Source organism: Pseudomonas sp. GXZC (assembly GCF_026967615.1).
GTDB lineage: Bacteria > Pseudomonadota > Gammaproteobacteria > Pseudomonadales > Pseudomonadaceae > Aquipseudomonas > Aquipseudomonas azotoformans_A.
Genome location: NZ_CP114115.1, coordinates 966,948 through 983,212, shown reverse-complemented (window position 1 = coordinate 983,212; position 16,265 = coordinate 966,948). Strand labels below are relative to the sequence as shown.

Here is a 16,265-nt window from a genome sequence, read left to right as displayed (position 1 = left end):
ATAAATCACCCGCCTCTTCAGATCGACCACTCAGCAGTTCGCATCAGCCGCCCTTGACAACACATCAAGTCATCGGCATGATTCGCGGCCTATTTTGTTTGCTATTTCCTAAAAAGTCTTTCGAGGAGCTCGACGGTGGCCAACACACCTTCCGCCAAAAAACGTGCAAAACAGGCTGAGAAGCGTCGCAGCCACAACGCCAGCCTGCGTTCCATGGTTCGTACCTACATCAAGAATGTAGTTAAAGCCATCGACACCAAAGACGCTGAAAAAGCTCAAGCAGCTTACGTTCTGGCTGTGCCAGTTATCGACCGCATGGCCGATAAAGGCATCATCCACAAGAACAAGGCCGCTCGTCATAAGAGCCGTCTGAATGGCCACATCAAGGCTCTGAGCGTCGCTGCTGCAGCCTAAGTGGTAACAACTGCAACGCGACCCAGGTCGCGAAACAGTTAAGAAATGCCCCGTACCGAAAGGTCCGGGGCATTTTTGTTTGCGCCTGAAAATACCCCCATCCCGGATGGGCGGCTTTTTTGTGGTGAGCGGGCTTGCCCCGCGCTGGGCTGCGCAGCAGCCCCAATACATTCAATGCGCTCCTCCAGACAGAACCCAATCTCAGGTATTAGGGCCGCTTCGCGCCCCAGCGCGGGCAAGCCCGCTCACCACAAAAAGCCCGCTCACCACTGGAAACCGGTCCACCAAAAAACACAGACAAAAAAAACGCCCCGAACCAGTCGGGGCGTTTTTGCTACCTATTGATCAAACCACAATCAATGGTGATGACCGCCTTCACCGTGGACGTGGCCGTGGGCCACTTCTTCCTGGGAAGCGTCGCGGATGGCAACGATCTTCACTTGGAAGTTCAGACGCTGGCCAGCCAGTGGGTGGTTGCCGTCGACGGTCACGTCGTCGCCATCCAGATCACGGATGGTCACGATCTGCATTTGGCCGTCTGGCGCGGAAGCGTGGAACTGCATGCCCACTTCCAGCTCGTCAACGCCTTCGAACATGCTGCGGCTCAGGGTGCTGACCAGTTCGGCCGAGTACTCGCCGTAGGCATCTTCAGGTTCTACGGCAACGGTCAGCTCATCACCGACGTTCTTGCCTTCCAGAGCCTTTTCCAGGCCTGGGATGATGTTACCTGCGCCTTGCAGGTAGACCAGCGGCGCGCCGCCGGCGGAGCTGTCGATGACCTCACCAGCGTCGTTGGTCAGGGTATAGTCGATGGAGACAGCCTTGTTAGCGGCGATCGTCATGGGGCGAGACCTTTTGCATAAGAATGAAGAACGGACAAGTCTAAACAAGGATTTGCCCGAAAGCGAACAGAACCCGGACAGACGGGACCGATCAACGGCATCCTTCATCATCGGGTTCCATCAGGATGACGACCAGCACTGGGTCGCGGAGCTGTCCTGTGGCCACACCCAGCACCTGCGCCACCAGCCACCCTGGCAGTCCCGCGCCTGGGTACTCGACCCCGCGCAACGCCTTGAAAAAATAGGCCAGCCCTTTGCCTGCGGCTGGTGTGCGCAAGCACACGAATAACGATAACCTTGGCGCCTGATTCCCGGTAGACGTTCAACCATAGAACCTCACCGAAGCCATGCACCTTCAGAGAATTCGCATGCAGACTTTTTTTATCGCGCCCACCGATTTTGGTGTGGGTCTGACCTCCATCAGCCTTGGGCTGGTGCGCACCCTTGAGCGGGCCGGGCTGAAAGTCGGGTTCTTCAAGCCGATTGCCCAACCACACCCCGGCGATACCGGCCCCGAGCGTTCCACCGAGCTGGTGGCGCGCACCCATGGCCTCAAGCCGCCACAGCCCCTGGGCCTGGCCCACGTAGAGCGCATGCTCGGCGACGGCCAGCTCGACGAACTGCTCGAAGAAATCATCACGCTGTACCAACAAGCCGCCGTGGGCAAGGACGTACTGATCGTCGAAGGCATGGTGCCGACCCGCAGCGCCAGCTATGCGGCGCGGGTCAACCTGCACCTGGCCAAGAGCCTCGACGCAGAAGTGATCCTGGTCTCGGCCCCGGAAAACGAAGTGCTCACCGAACTCTCCGGCCGCGTGGAATTGCAGGCCCAACTGTTCGGCGGCCCGAAAGACCCGAAAGTGCTCGGCGTGATCCTCAACAAGGTGCGCACCGACGAAAGCATGGAAGCCTTTGCGGCACGCCTCAAAGAGCATTCGCCCCTGTTGCGCAGCGGCGATTTCCGCCTGCTCGGCTGCATTCCCTATCAACCGGAACTCAACGCGCCGCGCACACGTGACGTGGCCGACCTGATGGGCGCGCAGATTCTCAACGCCGGCGACTACGAAACCCGGCGCATGACCAAGATCATCATCTGCGCCCGTACCATGCGTAACACCGTGGAGCTGCTCAAGCCTGGCGTACTGGTGGTGACCCCCGGCGACCGCGACGACATCATCCTCGCCGTCAGCCTCGCCGCGATCAACGGCGTACCCCTGGCCGGCCTGTTGCTGACCAGCGACACCCTGCCCGACCCGCGCATCATGGAGTTGTGCCGTGGCGCGTTCCAGGCCGGGCTGCCGGTGTTGTCGGTGAGCACCGGTTCCTACGACACGGCGAACCAGCTCAACAGCCTCAACAAGGAAATCCCGATTGATGACCGCGAACGTGCGGAGATCATCACCGATTTCGTCGCCAGCCATCTGGATGCGCGCTGGTTGCATCAGCGTTGCGGCACGCCACGGGAGATGCGCCTGTCGCCGGCGGTGTTCCGCTATCAGTTGATCCAGCGCGCCCAGGCCGCCAACAAACGCATTGTATTGCCCGAAGGCAGCGAGCCGCTGACCGTGCAAGCCGCCGCGATCTGTCAGGCGCGGGGCATTGCGCGCTGCGTGCTGCTGGCCAAACCGGCAGACGTGGAAGCGGTCGCCCGCGCCCAGGGCATCGAATTGCCCGAAGGCCTGGAGATTCTCGACCCGGACCTGATCCGCCAGCGCTACGTCGAGCCGATGGTCGCGCTGCGCAAGAGCAAGAGCCTCAACGCGCCGATGGCCGAGCAGCAGCTGGAAGACACCGTAGTGATCGCCACCATGATGCTCGCGCTGGACGAAGTGGACGGCCTGGTCTCCGGCGTCATCCACTCCACCGCCAATACCATCCGCCCTGCCCTGCAGCTGATTAAAACGGCGCCGGGCTGCACACTGGTGTCGTCGGTGTTCTTCATGCTGTTCCCCGAGCAGGTGCTGGTGTACGGCGACTGCGTGATGAACCCACACCCAAGCGCCGCCGAATTGGCGGAGATCGCGTTGCAAAGTGCCGACTCGGCGGCGGCATTCGGCATCACGCCACGCGTGGCAATGATCAGCTATTCCAGCGGCGACTCGGCCAGCGGCGAGGAAGTGGAAAAAGTCCGCGAAGCCACCCTGCTCGCCCACGAACAGCAAAGCTCGTTGCTGATCGACGGGCCGCTGCAATACGACGCCGCCGCCAACGAAAACGTCGCGCGGCAACTGGCGCCCAACAGCCAGGTCGCCGGCAAGGCCACCGTATTTGTGTTCCCCGACCTCAACACCGGCAACACTACGCACAAGGCCGTGCAGCGCAGCGCCGATTGCGTGAGCCTGGGGCCAATGCTCCAAGGCCTGCGCAAACCGGTCAACGACCTGCCGCGCGGCGCCCAGGTAGACGACATCGTGTACACCATCGCGCTCACCGCGATCCAAGCCGCCAACCGACCTATGGATATCTAAATGCTGGATTTTCTACCTGCCGCCGTGCGCGGGGTGATTGCGTCGCTGTTGTTGGCGCTGAACACGATCCTGTTGTGCTCGTTCCTGTTCATCGTGGCGCTGTTCAAGGCGTTGCCGTTTGCCAAGCGCTTCAGCGAATGGCTGATGAACCACACCCATGAAGCCTGGGTGACCAACAACAAGGGCTGGATGAACCTGGTGCGGCGCACGCGCTGGCACCTCACCGGCCTGGAAGGGCTGGACTATCAGCACTCGTACCTGGTGACCAGCAACCACCAGAGCTGGGTCGACATCATGGTGCTGCAATACGTGCTGAACCGGCGGATTCGTCCGCTGAAGTTCTTCCTGAAACAGGAGCTGATCTGGGTGCCGGTGATTGGCCTGGCTTGGTGGGCGCTGGGCTTTCCGTTCATGAAGCGCTACACCAAGGCATACCTGGAAAAACACCCGGAGAAGAAAGGCAAGGACCTGGAAACCACCCGCAAGACCTGTGCGAAGTTTCGCGACAACCCGGTGGGCATTTTCAACTTTGCCGAAGGCACACGGTTTACCCCGGGCAAGCATGCGCAGCAAAAGTCGCCGTTCCGTTATCTGCTCAAGCCTAAAGCCGGTGGCATTGCGTTTGTGCTGGATGCCATGGGTGAGCAGTTGAAGTCACTGGTCAATGTGACCATTCACTATCCCGCCGGTCGCCCTGGGTATTGGGATTTGCTATGCGGGAATGTGAAGGATGTGGTGGTGCAGTTCGAAGAAGTGCAGATCCCGGCCGCGTTCATTGGCAAGAATTATGAGCAGGATGGGGAGTACCGGACGGCGTTCCAGGGTTGGATCAACCGGTTGTGGGAAGACAAGGATGCATTACTGGAAAAGCTGCATACCCAGTACCCCCGATAAGGCATGAAAAAGCCCGCCATCGATCACTCGATGGCGGGCTTTTTTGTGGCTGCGATCCTTAGATCGCGCCGCGCTGACGCAACAGCTCCAGCACTTGCTTGACGCTTTCTTCCAACGACAAGGCCTGGGTGTCGATCACCAGGTCGGCATTCAACGGCACGTCGTACGGGAAGGATTCGCCAGGGATGTTATCCCCACCCGCCGCGTACAGGCCCTGCGGATCACGCTCGGCGCACACCAACGGCGACGCTTGCACGTAGACGGTCAGCAAACGATCACTGCCAATCAGCGCCTTGGCCTGTTCGCGGCCTTCGGCATCCGGCGCCACGAACGCGGCGAGAGTCAACAAGCCCGCTTCGTTGAACTGACGCGCCACATGTGCGGCACGACGCCAGTTCTCGGTACGCCCGGCGCGGTCCTGCGGCAAGCCCTTGTTAAGGTCGTGACGCAGGTTCTGGCCATCCAGCACGAACACCGCACGGCCCATGTCGAAGAGCTTGCGCTCAACCGCGTAGGCCAAGGTGCTCTTGCCCGCGCCCGACAGGCCACTGAACAACACGGTGGCCGGTTGTTGGCCAAAGCGCAGCGCGCGTTCTTCGGTGGCGACGTGAGCCAGCTTGCCGTGTTGCGCCGAGCTGCCGTGGGTGACCGGCGGCGCGATGATCATGCCCGCTGCCACGGTGCCGTTGGTCAAACGGTCGATAACAATGAACGCGCCGGTGGTGCGGTTGCTGTCGTAACCGTCCAGGGCGATGGCGGCGTCGAGGCTGACCTTGACCCGGCCAATTTCGTTCAGTTGCAGCGAACTCGCCGGACCTTCGGCCAGGGTGTTCACATCCACGCGATGCACGATGCTGGTGATGGAACCCGGCACGTAGCTGGTGGCGCGCTTGATGTCGTATTTCTTGCCCGGCAGCATCGGCTCTTCGGCCATCCACACCAGCATGGCGTCGAAGGCGTCGGTCACTTGCGGCACGTTGTCGGCGTGTACCAGCAGGTCGCCACGGGAGATGTCGATCTCGTCTTCCATGGTCAGGGTCACGGCCTGGCCTGGGCCGGCGTGTTCCAACTCACCTTCAAAGGTGACGATGGATTTGACGCGGCTGCTCTTGCCCGACGGCAGCACCACGACTTCGTCGCCCTTGTGCACGATGCCGCTGGCCAGGGTGCCGGCGAAACCACGGAAGTTCAGGTTCGGACGGTTCACGTACTGCACCGGGAAACGCAGGTCGGTGTAGTTGCGGTCGTTGGCGATCTCGACGGTTTCGAGGATCTCCATCAGCGACTGCCCGGTGTACCAAGGCGAACGCTCGCTCTTGTTCACCACATTGTCGCCCTTGAGCGCCGACATTGGCACGAACGCCAGGGTGCTCGGCTTGAAGGCGATACCGTCGGCGAACTTCAGGTAATCGGCCTTGATCTGCTCGAATACGCTCTGGTCGAAGCCATTGATGTCCATCTTGTTGACGGCCACCACGATGTGCTTGATGCCCAGCAACGAGGCGATGAAGCTGTGGCGACGGGTCTGGGTCTGCACGCCATAACGTGCGTCAATCAGGATGATCGCCAGGTCACAGGTGGAGGCACCGGTGGCCATGTTGCGGGTGTACTGCTCATGGCCGGGGGTGTCGGCGATGATGAATTTGCGCTTGGCGGTGGAAAAGTAGCGGTAGGCCACATCGATGGTGATGCCTTGCTCACGCTCGGCCTGCAGGCCGTCGACCAGCAGCGCCAGGTCGATATCGTCGCCGGTGGTGCCGGACTTCTTCGAGTCGCGGGTGATGGCTTCCAGGTGATCTTCGTAGATCATCTTGGAGTCGTGCAGCAGGCGCCCGATCAGGGTGCTCTTGCCGTCGTCGACGTTGCCGCAGGTCAGGAAGCGCAACATTTCCTTGCGCTCGTGCTGGCCCAGGTAGGCGAGGATGTCCTCGCTGATCAAATCAGATTGATGCGACATGACAGCCCCTTAGAAATAGCCTTGACGTTTTTTATCTTCCATCGAGCCTGCACCATCGTGGTCGATGACACGGCCCTGGCGCTCGGAAGTTCGCGTCAGGAGCATTTCCTGAATGATGTCCGTCAGCGTCTCGGCTTCGGACTCCACCGCGCCCGTCAACGGGTAGCAGCCAAGGGTACGGAAACGTACTTTCTTTTTGACGATTCGGGCTTTGTCTTCGTCGGACAGGTGCTCGAGGATGCGGTCGTCGTCGATCATGATCAACGTGCCGTTCTTCTCGATCACTTCACGCTCGGCGGCGAAGTACAGCGGCACGATCGGGATGCCTTCGAGGTAGATGTACTGCCAGATGTCCAGCTCGGTCCAGTTGGACAGCGGGAACACGCGGATGGACTCACCCTTGTTGACGTTGCCGTTGTAGACGTTCCACAGCTCGGGGCGCTGGTTTTTCGGGTCCCAGCGGTGTTTGCTGTCGCGGAACGAATACACGCGCTCTTTGGCGCGGGATTTCTCTTCATCGCGACGGGCACCGCCGAAAGCGGCGTCGAAACCATGTTTGTCCAACGCCTGCTTGAGGCCTTCGGTCTTCATGATGTCGGTGTGCTTGGCGCTGCCGTGGGTGAAGGGGTTGATGCCCTGCGCCACGCCGTCCGGGTTCACGTGGGTGATCAAGTCCAGGCCCAGCTCCTCGACCATCTTGTCGCGGAACTTGTACATCTCCTGGAATTTCCAGCGGGTGTCGACGTGCATCACCGGGAACGGCAGCTTGCCCGGGAAGAAGGCCTTGCGCGCCAGGTGCAGCATCACGGCGGAGTCTTTACCGATCGAGTAGAGCATCACCGGGTTGTCGAACTCGGCGGCGACCTCGCGGATGATGTGGATGCTTTCCGCCTCCAGCTGTTTCAGATGCGTCAGTTTGTCGACCATGGTTACTCACGGAAAAACGATCTTATGGACGGCCAGCGGGCCGTGTTCGAGCGGGGCATGCTAGCACAGCACCTGCTTCTATTCAGGGAGCCAGCTAGATCGAAACGGTATATGAATATGCTCCCAGGTTTGGCCCTCAAATCGGGTTGGGGCAGTCGATGAACAGATGCTCCAGGGCAAAGCGCCGCGCCAGGTAATCGCCCAGGGCCTGTACGCCGTAGCGCTCGGTGGCGTGGTGGCCGGCGGCGATGAAGCTGATGTCGTTTTCGCGGGCGCTGTGGAAGGTCTGCTCGGAGGCTTCGCCGCTCAGGTACAGGTCGACGCCTGCGGCAATCGCCTGGTCGATGTAGCCCTGGCCACCGCCGGTGCACCAGCCGACACGACGGATCATGTCGCTGCCTTCGATCAGCAGCGGTTCGCGGCCCATGACTTCCTGCACGCGGCGTGCGAAATCACGGGGCGACAGGGGCTCGGCGAGGGAGCCGACCAGGCCGACGATCTTGGGGTTGCTCGGGTCCAGCGGGCCTTCGACGGTGATGTCGAGTTGACGGGCGAGTTGCACGTTGTTGCCGACGTCGGGGTGCAGGTCCAGCGGCAGGTGGTAGGCCAACAGGCTGATGTCGTGCTTGAGCAGGGTCTTGAGGCGACGCTGCTTCATGCCGGTGATGCAGGGGTTTTCGCCTTTCCAGAAATAGCCGTGGTGTACCAGGATCAGATCGGCCTGGGCTTCGACGGCCGCGTCCAGCAGGGCTTGGCTTGCCGTCACGCCACTGACGATGCGCATCACTTGCGGGCGCCCCTCGACCTGCAGGCCATTGGGGCAATAATCGGCAATTTTGGCGCTGCCGAGGTAGCGGTCCGCTTCCTCGACGAGGGTGGTAAGGGGGACGGCCATAAAAGACTCCTAAATATCCCATTCGCAGGCGTCACAGCCTCGTATAATGCGCGACATTATGGGCGCTCTCTCGCCCCCTGCAACCTGTCAGGACTTACTTGATGCTCAAGGCGCTGCGTTTTTTTGGATGGCCATTGTTGGCTGGCGTGCTGATCGCGATGCTGATTATTCAGCGTTACCCGCAACTGGTGGGCCTGCCCAGCCTGGATGTGAACCTGCAACAGGCACCGCAGACCAGCGCGGTGGTGCAAGGCCCGGTGACCTACGCCGATGCGGTCACCATCGCCGCCCCGGCGGTGGTCAACCTTTACACGACCAAGGTCATCAACAAACCGGCGCACCCGTTGTTCGAAGACCCGCAGTTCCGCCGCTACTTCGGCGACAACGGGCCCAAGCAGCGGCGCATGGAATCCAGCCTGGGTTCGGGCGTGATCATGAGCCCAGAAGGCTACATCCTCACCAACAACCATGTGACCACCGGCGCCGACCAGATCGTGGTGGCCCTGCGTGACGGCCGCGAAACCCTGGCCCGCGTGGTGGGCAGCGACCCGGAAACCGACCTCGCGGTATTGAAGATTGACCTGAAAAGCCTGCCGTCCATCACCCTCGGCCGTTCCGATGGCTTGCGCGTCGGTGACGTGGCATTGGCCATCGGCAACCCGTTCGGTGTGGGCCAGACCGTGACCATGGGCATTATCAGTGCCACCGGGCGTAATCAGTTAGGCCTTAATAGCTACGAAGATTTCATCCAGACCGATGCGGCGATCAACCCGGGCAACTCCGGCGGTGCGCTGGTGGATGCCAATGGCAACCTGACCGGTATCAACACGGCGATTTTCTCCAAGTCCGGCGGCTCACAGGGCATCGGTTTTGCGATCCCCGTGAAGCTGGCGATGGAAGTGATGAAGTCGATCATCGAGCACGGCCAGGTGATCCGTGGCTGGCTGGGGATTGAAGTACAGCCGTTGACCAAGGAACTGGCCGAGTCGTTTGGCCTGACCGGACGCCCAGGCATCGTGGTCGCCGGGATCTTCCGCGACGGCCCGGCGCAGAAAGCCGGCCTGCAACTGGGCGATGTGATCCTCAGCATCAATGGCGAACCGGCGGGTGATGGTCGTAAGTCGATGAACCAGGTGGCGCGGATCAAGCCGACCGACAAGGTGGCGATCCAGGTGATGCGCAACGGCAAGGAGATCAAGTTGCTGGCGGAAATCGGTTTGCGCCCGCCGCCCGCGCCGGTGAAAGAAGAGGAATAACGCGCCTCGTCCAGGTGCCCATTCGCGGGCACCTGTAAGTTGATGTTTCAAGGCAATCCATTCTCATTTGGCATGTTATATTGTTTCAATATCGCTATTGGAACGCTCTATCATGCCGTCTCGAAGAATCGCCCCCTTGGCTGGCCTGGCCTTGGGTTTGCTGCTCGACCCCGCCTACGCCGAAGACAACACCCTGGAACTCGATACCATCAGCGTCACCACCGACGCTTATGAGTCTGCCACCGGCCCCGTCAAAGGCTATCGCGCCACCCGCTCGGCCAGCGCGACAAAGACCGACACCGCGATTCGTGACATCCCGCAATCCATCAGCGTAATTCCCGCCACGGTGCTCAAGGACCTGGGCAGCACCAACGTAGAACGCGCCCTGGAGTTTGCCGGTGGCGTGTCCAAGCAGAACAACTTCGGTGGCCTGACCCTCTACGAATACAGCGTGCGCGGCTTCACCACGTCGGAGTTCTATCAGGATGGTTTCAGCGCCAACCGTGGCTACCCGAGCACACCGGACGCGGCGAACATCGAACGCATCGAAGTGCTCAAGGGCCCCGCCGCCAGCCTCTACGGGCGCGGCGATCCGGGCGGCACCGTGAACATCGTCACCAAGAAGCCCCAGCCTGAAGCCTTCACCACCCTGCAAACCAGCGCCGGCAGTTGGGACCGTTATCGCACCGCCGTGGACGTCAACACCCCGCTGGACAGCGAAGGCAAGGTACTGACACGGGTCAACCTGGCAGTGGAAGACAACCACAGCTTCCGCGACCACGTGCAGAGCAAGCGGGTATTCGTCGCGCCTTCGTTCAGTTGGCAGTTGGACCCGGACACCAGCCTGCTGGTGGAAAGCGAATTCGTGCGCCACAGCTCCACCTTCGACCGTGGCATCGTCGACGCCCCCGGTATATCCCGCTCCACCTTCCTCGGCGAACCCAACGATGGCGATATCGACAACCACAACAACCGCCTTCAGGCGACCCTCGAGCACCACCTCAACGACGCCTGGAAACTGCGCCTGGCCAGCCACTACAAGCAAGGCAGCCTCTGGGGTGACGCCTCGGAAAACCGCGCACTGAACGCCGACGGCCATACGATCAACCGCCGCTACCGCGAACGCTCGACGGGTTGGCACGACAGCATTACCCAGCTGGAACTGCGCGGCCTGTTCGACATTGGCAGTTGGCAGCACGAATTGCTGGTCGGCACTGAATACGAGGACTACCGCAAGAAGGAGCGCGTGACCGCTATCGCCGGTAGCCCGTATGCCATCGATATCTACCGCCCTGTCTACGGCCAGCCCAAACCCAATGGCGCGCGCTCGGGTACCGACTTCTTCGAACAGACCAAAAGCCACGCGCTGAACCTGCAGGACCAGATCATCTTCACCGACCGCCTGCGCGGCATGCTCGGTGCGCGCTTCGAGCATTTCGAACAGAGCATCGACGACTTCACCCGCAACCACGCCAAGAGCCAGCAGACCCACGACGCTTTTACCCAACGCGCCGGCCTGCTCTATCAGCTCACACCGCAGGTCGGGGTGTTTGCCAACGCCTCCACATCGTTCAAGCCCAACAGCGGCCTGGACGCCAACAACAAATCCTTCAAGCCCGAAGAAGGCGTGGGCTATGAAGTAGGAATCAAGAGCGAGCTGTTCGACGATCGCCTCAGCGCCACCCTCGCCGCCTTCCATATCGAAAAGGAAAACGTGCTGACCCTGGACCCGGCCACCAACCTCAACCGCGCCGTGGGCAAGGCGCGCAGCCAGGGTTTTGACCTGCAACTGACCGGGCAAGTGACCGATGCGGTACGGGTGATTGGCGCCTTTGCCTACATCGACGCCGAAGTAACCAAAGGCGACAAAGCCATTCCGGCCGGCAGCCGCATCCTTGGCGTGGCCAAGCGCAGCGGCAGTCTTTTGGGCGTGTATGAGTTTCAGGATGGCGCGTTGCGCGGCTCGGACCTGGGCGCGGCGTTCACGTATGTGGGCGATCGTTCCGGTGAGGCCGGCACGAATTTCGAGCTGCCGGCCTATCACACGGTCGATCTGCTGGCGCATTACAAGGCCACGGAGAACGTCACCGTGGGCCTGAACCTCAACAACCTGTTTGATGAGAAGTACTACGAGCGGTCCTACAGCAACTATTGGATCAACCCCGGTGAGCCGCGCAATCTAACCGTCAGTTTGACGCTGAGCCTATAGGGACCCCGGCGCTCTTTCACATAAGGTATTGAGCGCCTTCGCCCACTGCGGGTCATCATTCAGGCACGGCACCAGCACCAATTCCTCGCCCCCGGCTTCACGGAACTGCTCCAACCCGCGATCGCCGATTTCCTCCAGCGTTTCGATGCAATCGGCAACGAACGCCGGGCACATCACCAGCAGCTTTTTCACGCCTTGCTGGGCCAACGCCTCGAGGCGGGCTTCAGTGTAGGGTTCGATCCACTTCGCCCGACCTAGACGCGATTGGAACGCCACCGACCACTTGCCCTCCGGCAAGCCCAGTCGCTCGGCGAAATCGCGAGCGACGCTGAAGCATTGCGCGCGGTAGCAGGTTTTCAACACCTCAGGCGAGGCGTTCTTGCAGCAGTCGGCATCCTTGAAGCAATGCTGGCCTGTCGGGTCGAGTTTGGTCAGATGACGCTCAGGCAGGCCGTGGAAGCTCAGCAGCAGGTGATCGTAATCCTGTTCCACATAAGAGCGGACACTCGCCGCGAGGGCGTCGAGGTATTCCGGCTGGTCGTAGAACGGCTGCAAGATCGAGAACTGCACGCTCAGCTTCTTATCACGTACAACCCGCTTGGCCTCTTCAATCACCGTGGTCACGGTGCTGTCGGCAAACTGCGGGTACAACGGCGCCAAGGTCACTTTGCGGATGCCTTGGGCGGCGAGGCTTGTCAGCACAGTTTCAATGGACGGCTCGCCATAGCGCATCGCCAACTCCACCGGGCCTTGGGTCCACTGCGAAGTCATCTGCTGCTGCAAACGACGACTGAGTACTACCAACGGCGAACCTTCATCCCACCAGATGGACGCGTAGGCGTGGGCCGACTGCTCGGGGCGCTTGATCAGGATCAGCGACACCAGCAAGCGCCGCACCGGCCACGGCAGGTCGATCACATAAGGGTCCATCAGGAACTGATTGAGGTAACTGCGCACATCGGCCACCGAAGTGGACTTTGGCGAGCCCAGGTTGACCAGTAACAACGCGTGATCCGTCATGCAACATCCTATCTCTAGAGGCGGCTGGACAAGTCGTCCAAGGCCGCGCGCAACTCAGTGAACTGGAAAGTGAAACCGGCGGCCAGCAAGCGTTCGGGCACCGCCTTCTGCCCACCCAGCAACAGGCCAGACAACTCGCCCAGGCCCACCTTCAATGCAAAGGCCGGCATCGGCATGAACGCTGGACGGTGCAGCACCTGGCCCAGGGTTTTCGCAAATTCGCGATTGCGTACTGGGTGTGGCGCGCAGGCATTATAAGGACCACGGGCATCCGGCTTGTGCAGAAGAAAATCAATCAGGGCGATTTGATCCTGGATATGCACCCACGGCATCCACTGCCGACCATTGCCAATCGGCCCGCCCAGCGCCAGTTTGAAGGGCAGCAACAGCCGCGACAAAAAGCCGCCCTCGGCTGCCAGCACCAGGCCGGTCCGCACCAACACGACACGAATGCCCAAGGCTTCGGCGCGCTGGGCGGTTTCTTCCCAGGCGATACACAACTGGCTGGGGAAATCGTCCTGCACCGGGCCGCTGGCTTCGGTCAATTCCCGCTCGCCGCCGTCGCCGTACCAGCCGACCGCTGAACCGGAAATCAACACCGCTGGTTTTTGCTCCAGACTTTCAAGCCATGCCAGCAAGGTTTCAGTCAGACTGATGCGGCTGCTCCACAACAACGCCTTGCGCTTGTGGGTCCAGGGGCGATCAGCAATGGGCGCGCCGGCCAGGTTAATGACCGCATCCACCGGGCCGATCACCTGTTGCAGGTGTTCGACGCCTGCGACTTGAGCGCCGCATCGCTTGGCAACCTGTTCCGGCTGACGACTCCACACCGTCAGCCGATGCCCCTGCGCAAGCCAGTGCTGGCAGAGTTGGCGGCCGATCAGGCCAGTACCGCCGGTCAGCAAAATGTGCATGGGATCTTCCTCATGTAACGTTCGCCGCCCCTCACTGGTCTATTTTATAAGCAGCGGGCGTAACGTTGGATTAAGCCTCTGCTTTAACAATAGGTCACGCCGTAAGAACAGGTAAGCCAAAACTTATACCAAAAAACAATATTGTACAGCTATTGGTGTCGGCGTAGTCTGTACCCAACGGTAAAACGAGGCCTCCCATGACTGTTCCCATCGCGATCATCGGCACCGGCATCGCCGGTCTCTCCGCCGCCCGAGCGTTACGAGACGCGGGGCACGTTGTACAACTCTTCGATAAAAGCCGCGGCAGTGGTGGCCGCATGTCCAGCAAGCGCAGCGATGCCGGTTCCCTGGACATGGGCGCACAATACTTCACCGCACGCGACCGGCGCTTCGTCAACGAAGTGCAACGCTGGCAAAGCAATGGCTGGGCCGAGCAATGGAAACCCCAGCTGTACAACTTCAAGTCCGGCCAGCTGACGCCCTCCCCCGATGAACAGATCCGCTGGGTCGGCACGCCGCGTATGAGCGCGATCACCCGCGCCCTGCTCGACGACCTGCCAGTGGCGTTCGGTTGCCGCATCACTGAGGTATTCCAGGGCAAGCAACACTGGAACCTGCTGGATGCCGACGGCGAAAACCACGGCCCGTTCAGCCACGTGATCATCGCTACCCCAGCGCCCCAGGCCACCGCCCTGCTGGCCGCCGCCCCCAAGCTGGCCAGTGCCGCCGCCGGCGTGAAAATGGACCCGACCTGGGCCATCGCCCTGGCGTTCGACAAGCCCCTGGATACGCCGATGGAGGGCTGTTTCGTGCAAGACAGCCCCCTCGATTGGCTCGCGCGTAACCGCAGCAAACCGGGACGTGACACCCACCTCGACACCTGGGTACTGCACGCCACCAGCACGTGGAGCAAGGCCCACCTGGACCTGCCCAAGGAGGCGGTGATCGAGCACCTGCACGGCGCCTTCGCCGAATTGCTGCACAGCGCCATGCCCGCGCCGTCGTTCAGCCTGGCGCACCGCTGGCTCTATGCGCGACCGTCCAGCAGCCACGAATTCGGCGTGCTCGCCGATGCCGACCTGGGCTTGTACGTGTGTGGCGACTGGTGCCTGTCGGGCCGCGTCGAAGGGGCCTGGCTCAGTGGCCAGGAAGCCGCGCGACGCTTGATCGAACACCTGCAATGAACCGCATCAATCCGGCTAAATTGCTGCTGTCGAAATGGACAGCAGCTCATCCTCGCAACAAAGAAAAATACTTTTTGGTCACCGAACTGTTTCGGGATGAAGAAGGTGTCGTGCTGGAAATCGAACTGCAAGCCGTCATGACCCGACGCGCCGAACGCTTCGCCTGGCAAACCCTGCAAAACGCCGACGCTTGGAAAATCGGCTGGAAATAAGGGGCCTGCAAAAAACTTGTACAAAAAATTTGACTTGTACAGCATCGAATCTATGATGGGATTTAGTTGTACAAGATTTCAGCCTTGTACAGGAATCTTGCAGAGGTTCGTTTATGTCCAGCACCACCAAACCAAAGATCGCCATCAGCGCCTGCCTCCTGGGCGAAAACGTGCGCTTCAACGGCGGCCATAAACAATCCCTGCTGTGCAGCCAGACCCTCGCCGACTATTTCGACTTCGTGCCGTTGTGCCCCGAGGTCGCCATCGGCCTGGGCATTCCCCGCGAACCGATCCGCCTGGTGGGCGACCCAGCCCACCCGCAAGCCGTCGGCACGGTACACCGTGAACTGAACGTCACCCAGCCGCTGGACGATTACGGCCAGCAGATGGCGTCGGAACACACCGATCTGTGTGGTTACATCTTCATGCAGAAGTCACCGTCGTGCGGCCTGGAACGGGTCAAGGTCTACCGCGACAACGGCACCCCAGTCGACGGTGGTGGGCGCGGCATCTACGCCCAAGCCTTTTGCGCGCGTCACCCCAATCTGCCGGTGGAAGAAGACGGTCGATTGAATGACCCGGTGCTGCGGGAAAACTTCCTGACCCGCGTCTTCGTCTACGCCGATTGGCAACAGCTGTTGGCTGAAGGGCTGACCCGCCACCGCCTACTGGCCTTCCATTCACGCTACAAATACCTGTTGATGGCCCACAGCCCGGCGCACTACAAAAGCCTCGGCCACCTGCTGGGCAGCATGACCAAAGAGACCCACCTCGAATTGGCCGCCTGTTACTTCAGCGACCTGATGACCGGCCTGAGCCAATGCGCCACCCGCGGCACCCACACCAATGTGCTGCAACACATCAGCGGTTACCTCAAACAAGTCATCAGTGCCGACGACAAGCAGGAAATGCAGACCGTCATCGGCCAGTACCGCCAAGGCATCGTGCCGCTGGTGGTGCCACTGACCCTGCTCAAGCACCACTTTCGCCAACACCCGGACCGCTACATCGCGCAGCAGGCCTACCTGCAACCGCACCCGGAAAACCTCAGCCTGCGAAATGCGATCTAGCCC

15 protein-coding genes are annotated in these 16,265 nt (G+C 60.9%); 9 read left to right on the top strand and 6 right to left on the bottom strand.

All coding sequences use genetic code 11. The annotated features are described in order from the left end of the window. The first annotated feature begins 135 nt into the window (after positions 1 to 135). A complete protein-coding gene (rpsT, locus tag OZ428_RS04560) occupies positions 136 to 414 on the top strand; it encodes a 30S ribosomal protein S20 (protein ID WP_016976313.1) in 279 nt (92 codons plus the stop codon). A 356-nt stretch (positions 415 to 770) separates the two neighbouring features. Here the strand turns inward: rpsT and OZ428_RS04555 are convergent, their stop codons facing one another. Continuing rightward, positions 771 to 1,256 (bottom strand): FKBP-type peptidyl-prolyl cis-trans isomerase, encoded by a 486-nt coding sequence (locus OZ428_RS04555; RefSeq protein ID WP_003188398.1) that lies wholly within the window; start codon positions 1,254 to 1,256, stop codon positions 771 to 773. On the opposite strand from OZ428_RS04555, the gene OZ428_RS04550 reads away from it, so the two are divergent. From OZ428_RS04550 to OZ428_RS04540, 3 genes are all read left to right on the top strand, one after another. Further along, the gene (locus OZ428_RS04550) at positions 1,255 to 1,545 is read left to right on the top strand and encodes a DUF3565 domain-containing protein (RefSeq protein ID WP_033896987.1); all 291 of its coding nucleotides are present in this window, start codon (positions 1,255 to 1,257) and stop codon (positions 1,543 to 1,545) included. The genes OZ428_RS04555 and OZ428_RS04550 overlap by 2 nt on opposite strands. A 79-nt stretch (positions 1,546 to 1,624) precedes the next feature. Then, the gene (pta, locus tag OZ428_RS04545) at positions 1,625 to 3,724 is read left to right on the top strand and encodes a phosphate acetyltransferase (RefSeq protein WP_033896986.1); all 2,100 of its coding nucleotides are present in this window, start codon (positions 1,625 to 1,627) and stop codon (positions 3,722 to 3,724) included. Further along, a complete protein-coding gene (locus OZ428_RS04540) occupies positions 3,725 to 4,618 on the top strand; it encodes an acyltransferase (RefSeq protein WP_269132816.1) in 894 nt (297 codons plus the stop codon). It begins immediately after the preceding gene. Between the two features lie 58 nt (positions 4,619 to 4,676). Here the strand turns inward: OZ428_RS04540 and cysN are convergent, their stop codons facing one another. The 3 genes from cysN to OZ428_RS04525 form a co-directional block, all read right to left on the bottom strand. After that, positions 4,677 to 6,575, bottom strand: a complete 1,899-nt coding sequence (gene cysN, locus OZ428_RS04535) for a sulfate adenylyltransferase subunit CysN (RefSeq protein WP_133074797.1) — start codon at positions 6,573 to 6,575, stop codon at positions 4,677 to 4,679. A 9-nt stretch (positions 6,576 to 6,584) separates the two neighbouring features. Beyond that, positions 6,585 to 7,502 carry a sulfate adenylyltransferase subunit CysD gene (gene cysD, locus OZ428_RS04530; RefSeq protein ID WP_005784641.1) on the bottom strand — a complete coding sequence of 306 codons (918 nt, stop codon included), beginning with the start codon at positions 7,500 to 7,502 and terminating at the stop codon, positions 6,585 to 6,587. Between the two features lie 136 nt (positions 7,503 to 7,638). Further along, positions 7,639 to 8,397 carry a Nif3-like dinuclear metal center hexameric protein gene (locus OZ428_RS04525; RefSeq protein ID WP_033896983.1) on the bottom strand — a complete coding sequence of 253 codons (759 nt, stop codon included), beginning with the start codon at positions 8,395 to 8,397 and terminating at the stop codon, positions 7,639 to 7,641. Positions 8,398 to 8,498: 101 nt separating this feature from the next. Here OZ428_RS04525 and algW point away from each other — a divergent pair, with 101 nt between their 5' ends. Both algW and OZ428_RS04515 read left to right on the top strand, forming a co-directional pair. Beyond that, the gene (gene algW, locus OZ428_RS04520) at positions 8,499 to 9,653 is read left to right on the top strand and encodes a Do family serine endopeptidase AlgW (RefSeq protein ID WP_269132815.1); all 1,155 of its coding nucleotides are present in this window, start codon (positions 8,499 to 8,501) and stop codon (positions 9,651 to 9,653) included. 112 nt (positions 9,654 to 9,765) lie between these two features. After that, positions 9,766 to 11,862: a TonB-dependent siderophore receptor gene (locus OZ428_RS04515; RefSeq protein ID WP_269132814.1), complete on the top strand. Its 2,097-nt coding sequence runs from the start codon at positions 9,766 to 9,768 to the stop codon at positions 11,860 to 11,862. Here the strand turns inward: OZ428_RS04515 and hemH are convergent. After that, positions 11,857 to 12,882 carry a ferrochelatase gene (hemH, locus tag OZ428_RS04510; protein ID WP_269132813.1) on the bottom strand — a complete coding sequence of 342 codons (1,026 nt, stop codon included), beginning with the start codon at positions 12,880 to 12,882 and terminating at the stop codon, positions 11,857 to 11,859. The two genes, OZ428_RS04515 and hemH, sit on opposite strands and share 6 nt — an antisense overlap. A 14-nt stretch (positions 12,883 to 12,896) precedes the next feature. Beyond that, entirely contained in the window at positions 12,897 to 13,796 is a 900-nt protein-coding gene (locus OZ428_RS04505) for a TIGR01777 family oxidoreductase (protein WP_133074802.1), read from the bottom strand. Positions 13,797 to 13,993: 197 nt separating this feature from the next. Here OZ428_RS04505 and OZ428_RS04500 point away from each other — a divergent pair, with 197 nt between their 5' ends. From OZ428_RS04500 to OZ428_RS04490, 3 genes are all read left to right on the top strand, one after another. Next, positions 13,994 to 14,980, top strand: a complete 987-nt coding sequence (locus OZ428_RS04500; RefSeq protein WP_016977058.1) for an NAD(P)/FAD-dependent oxidoreductase — start codon at positions 13,994 to 13,996, stop codon at positions 14,978 to 14,980. Beyond that, positions 14,977 to 15,192 (top strand): TIGR02450 family Trp-rich protein, encoded by a 216-nt coding sequence (locus OZ428_RS04495; protein WP_269132812.1) that lies wholly within the window; start codon positions 14,977 to 14,979, stop codon positions 15,190 to 15,192. Before OZ428_RS04500 ends, OZ428_RS04495 begins: the two co-directional genes overlap by 4 nt. 113 nt (positions 15,193 to 15,305) lie before the next feature. Further along, a complete protein-coding gene (locus OZ428_RS04490) occupies positions 15,306 to 16,262 on the top strand; it encodes a YbgA family protein (RefSeq protein WP_269132811.1) in 957 nt (318 codons plus the stop codon). The last annotated feature ends 3 nt before the right edge of the window (positions 16,263 to 16,265 follow it).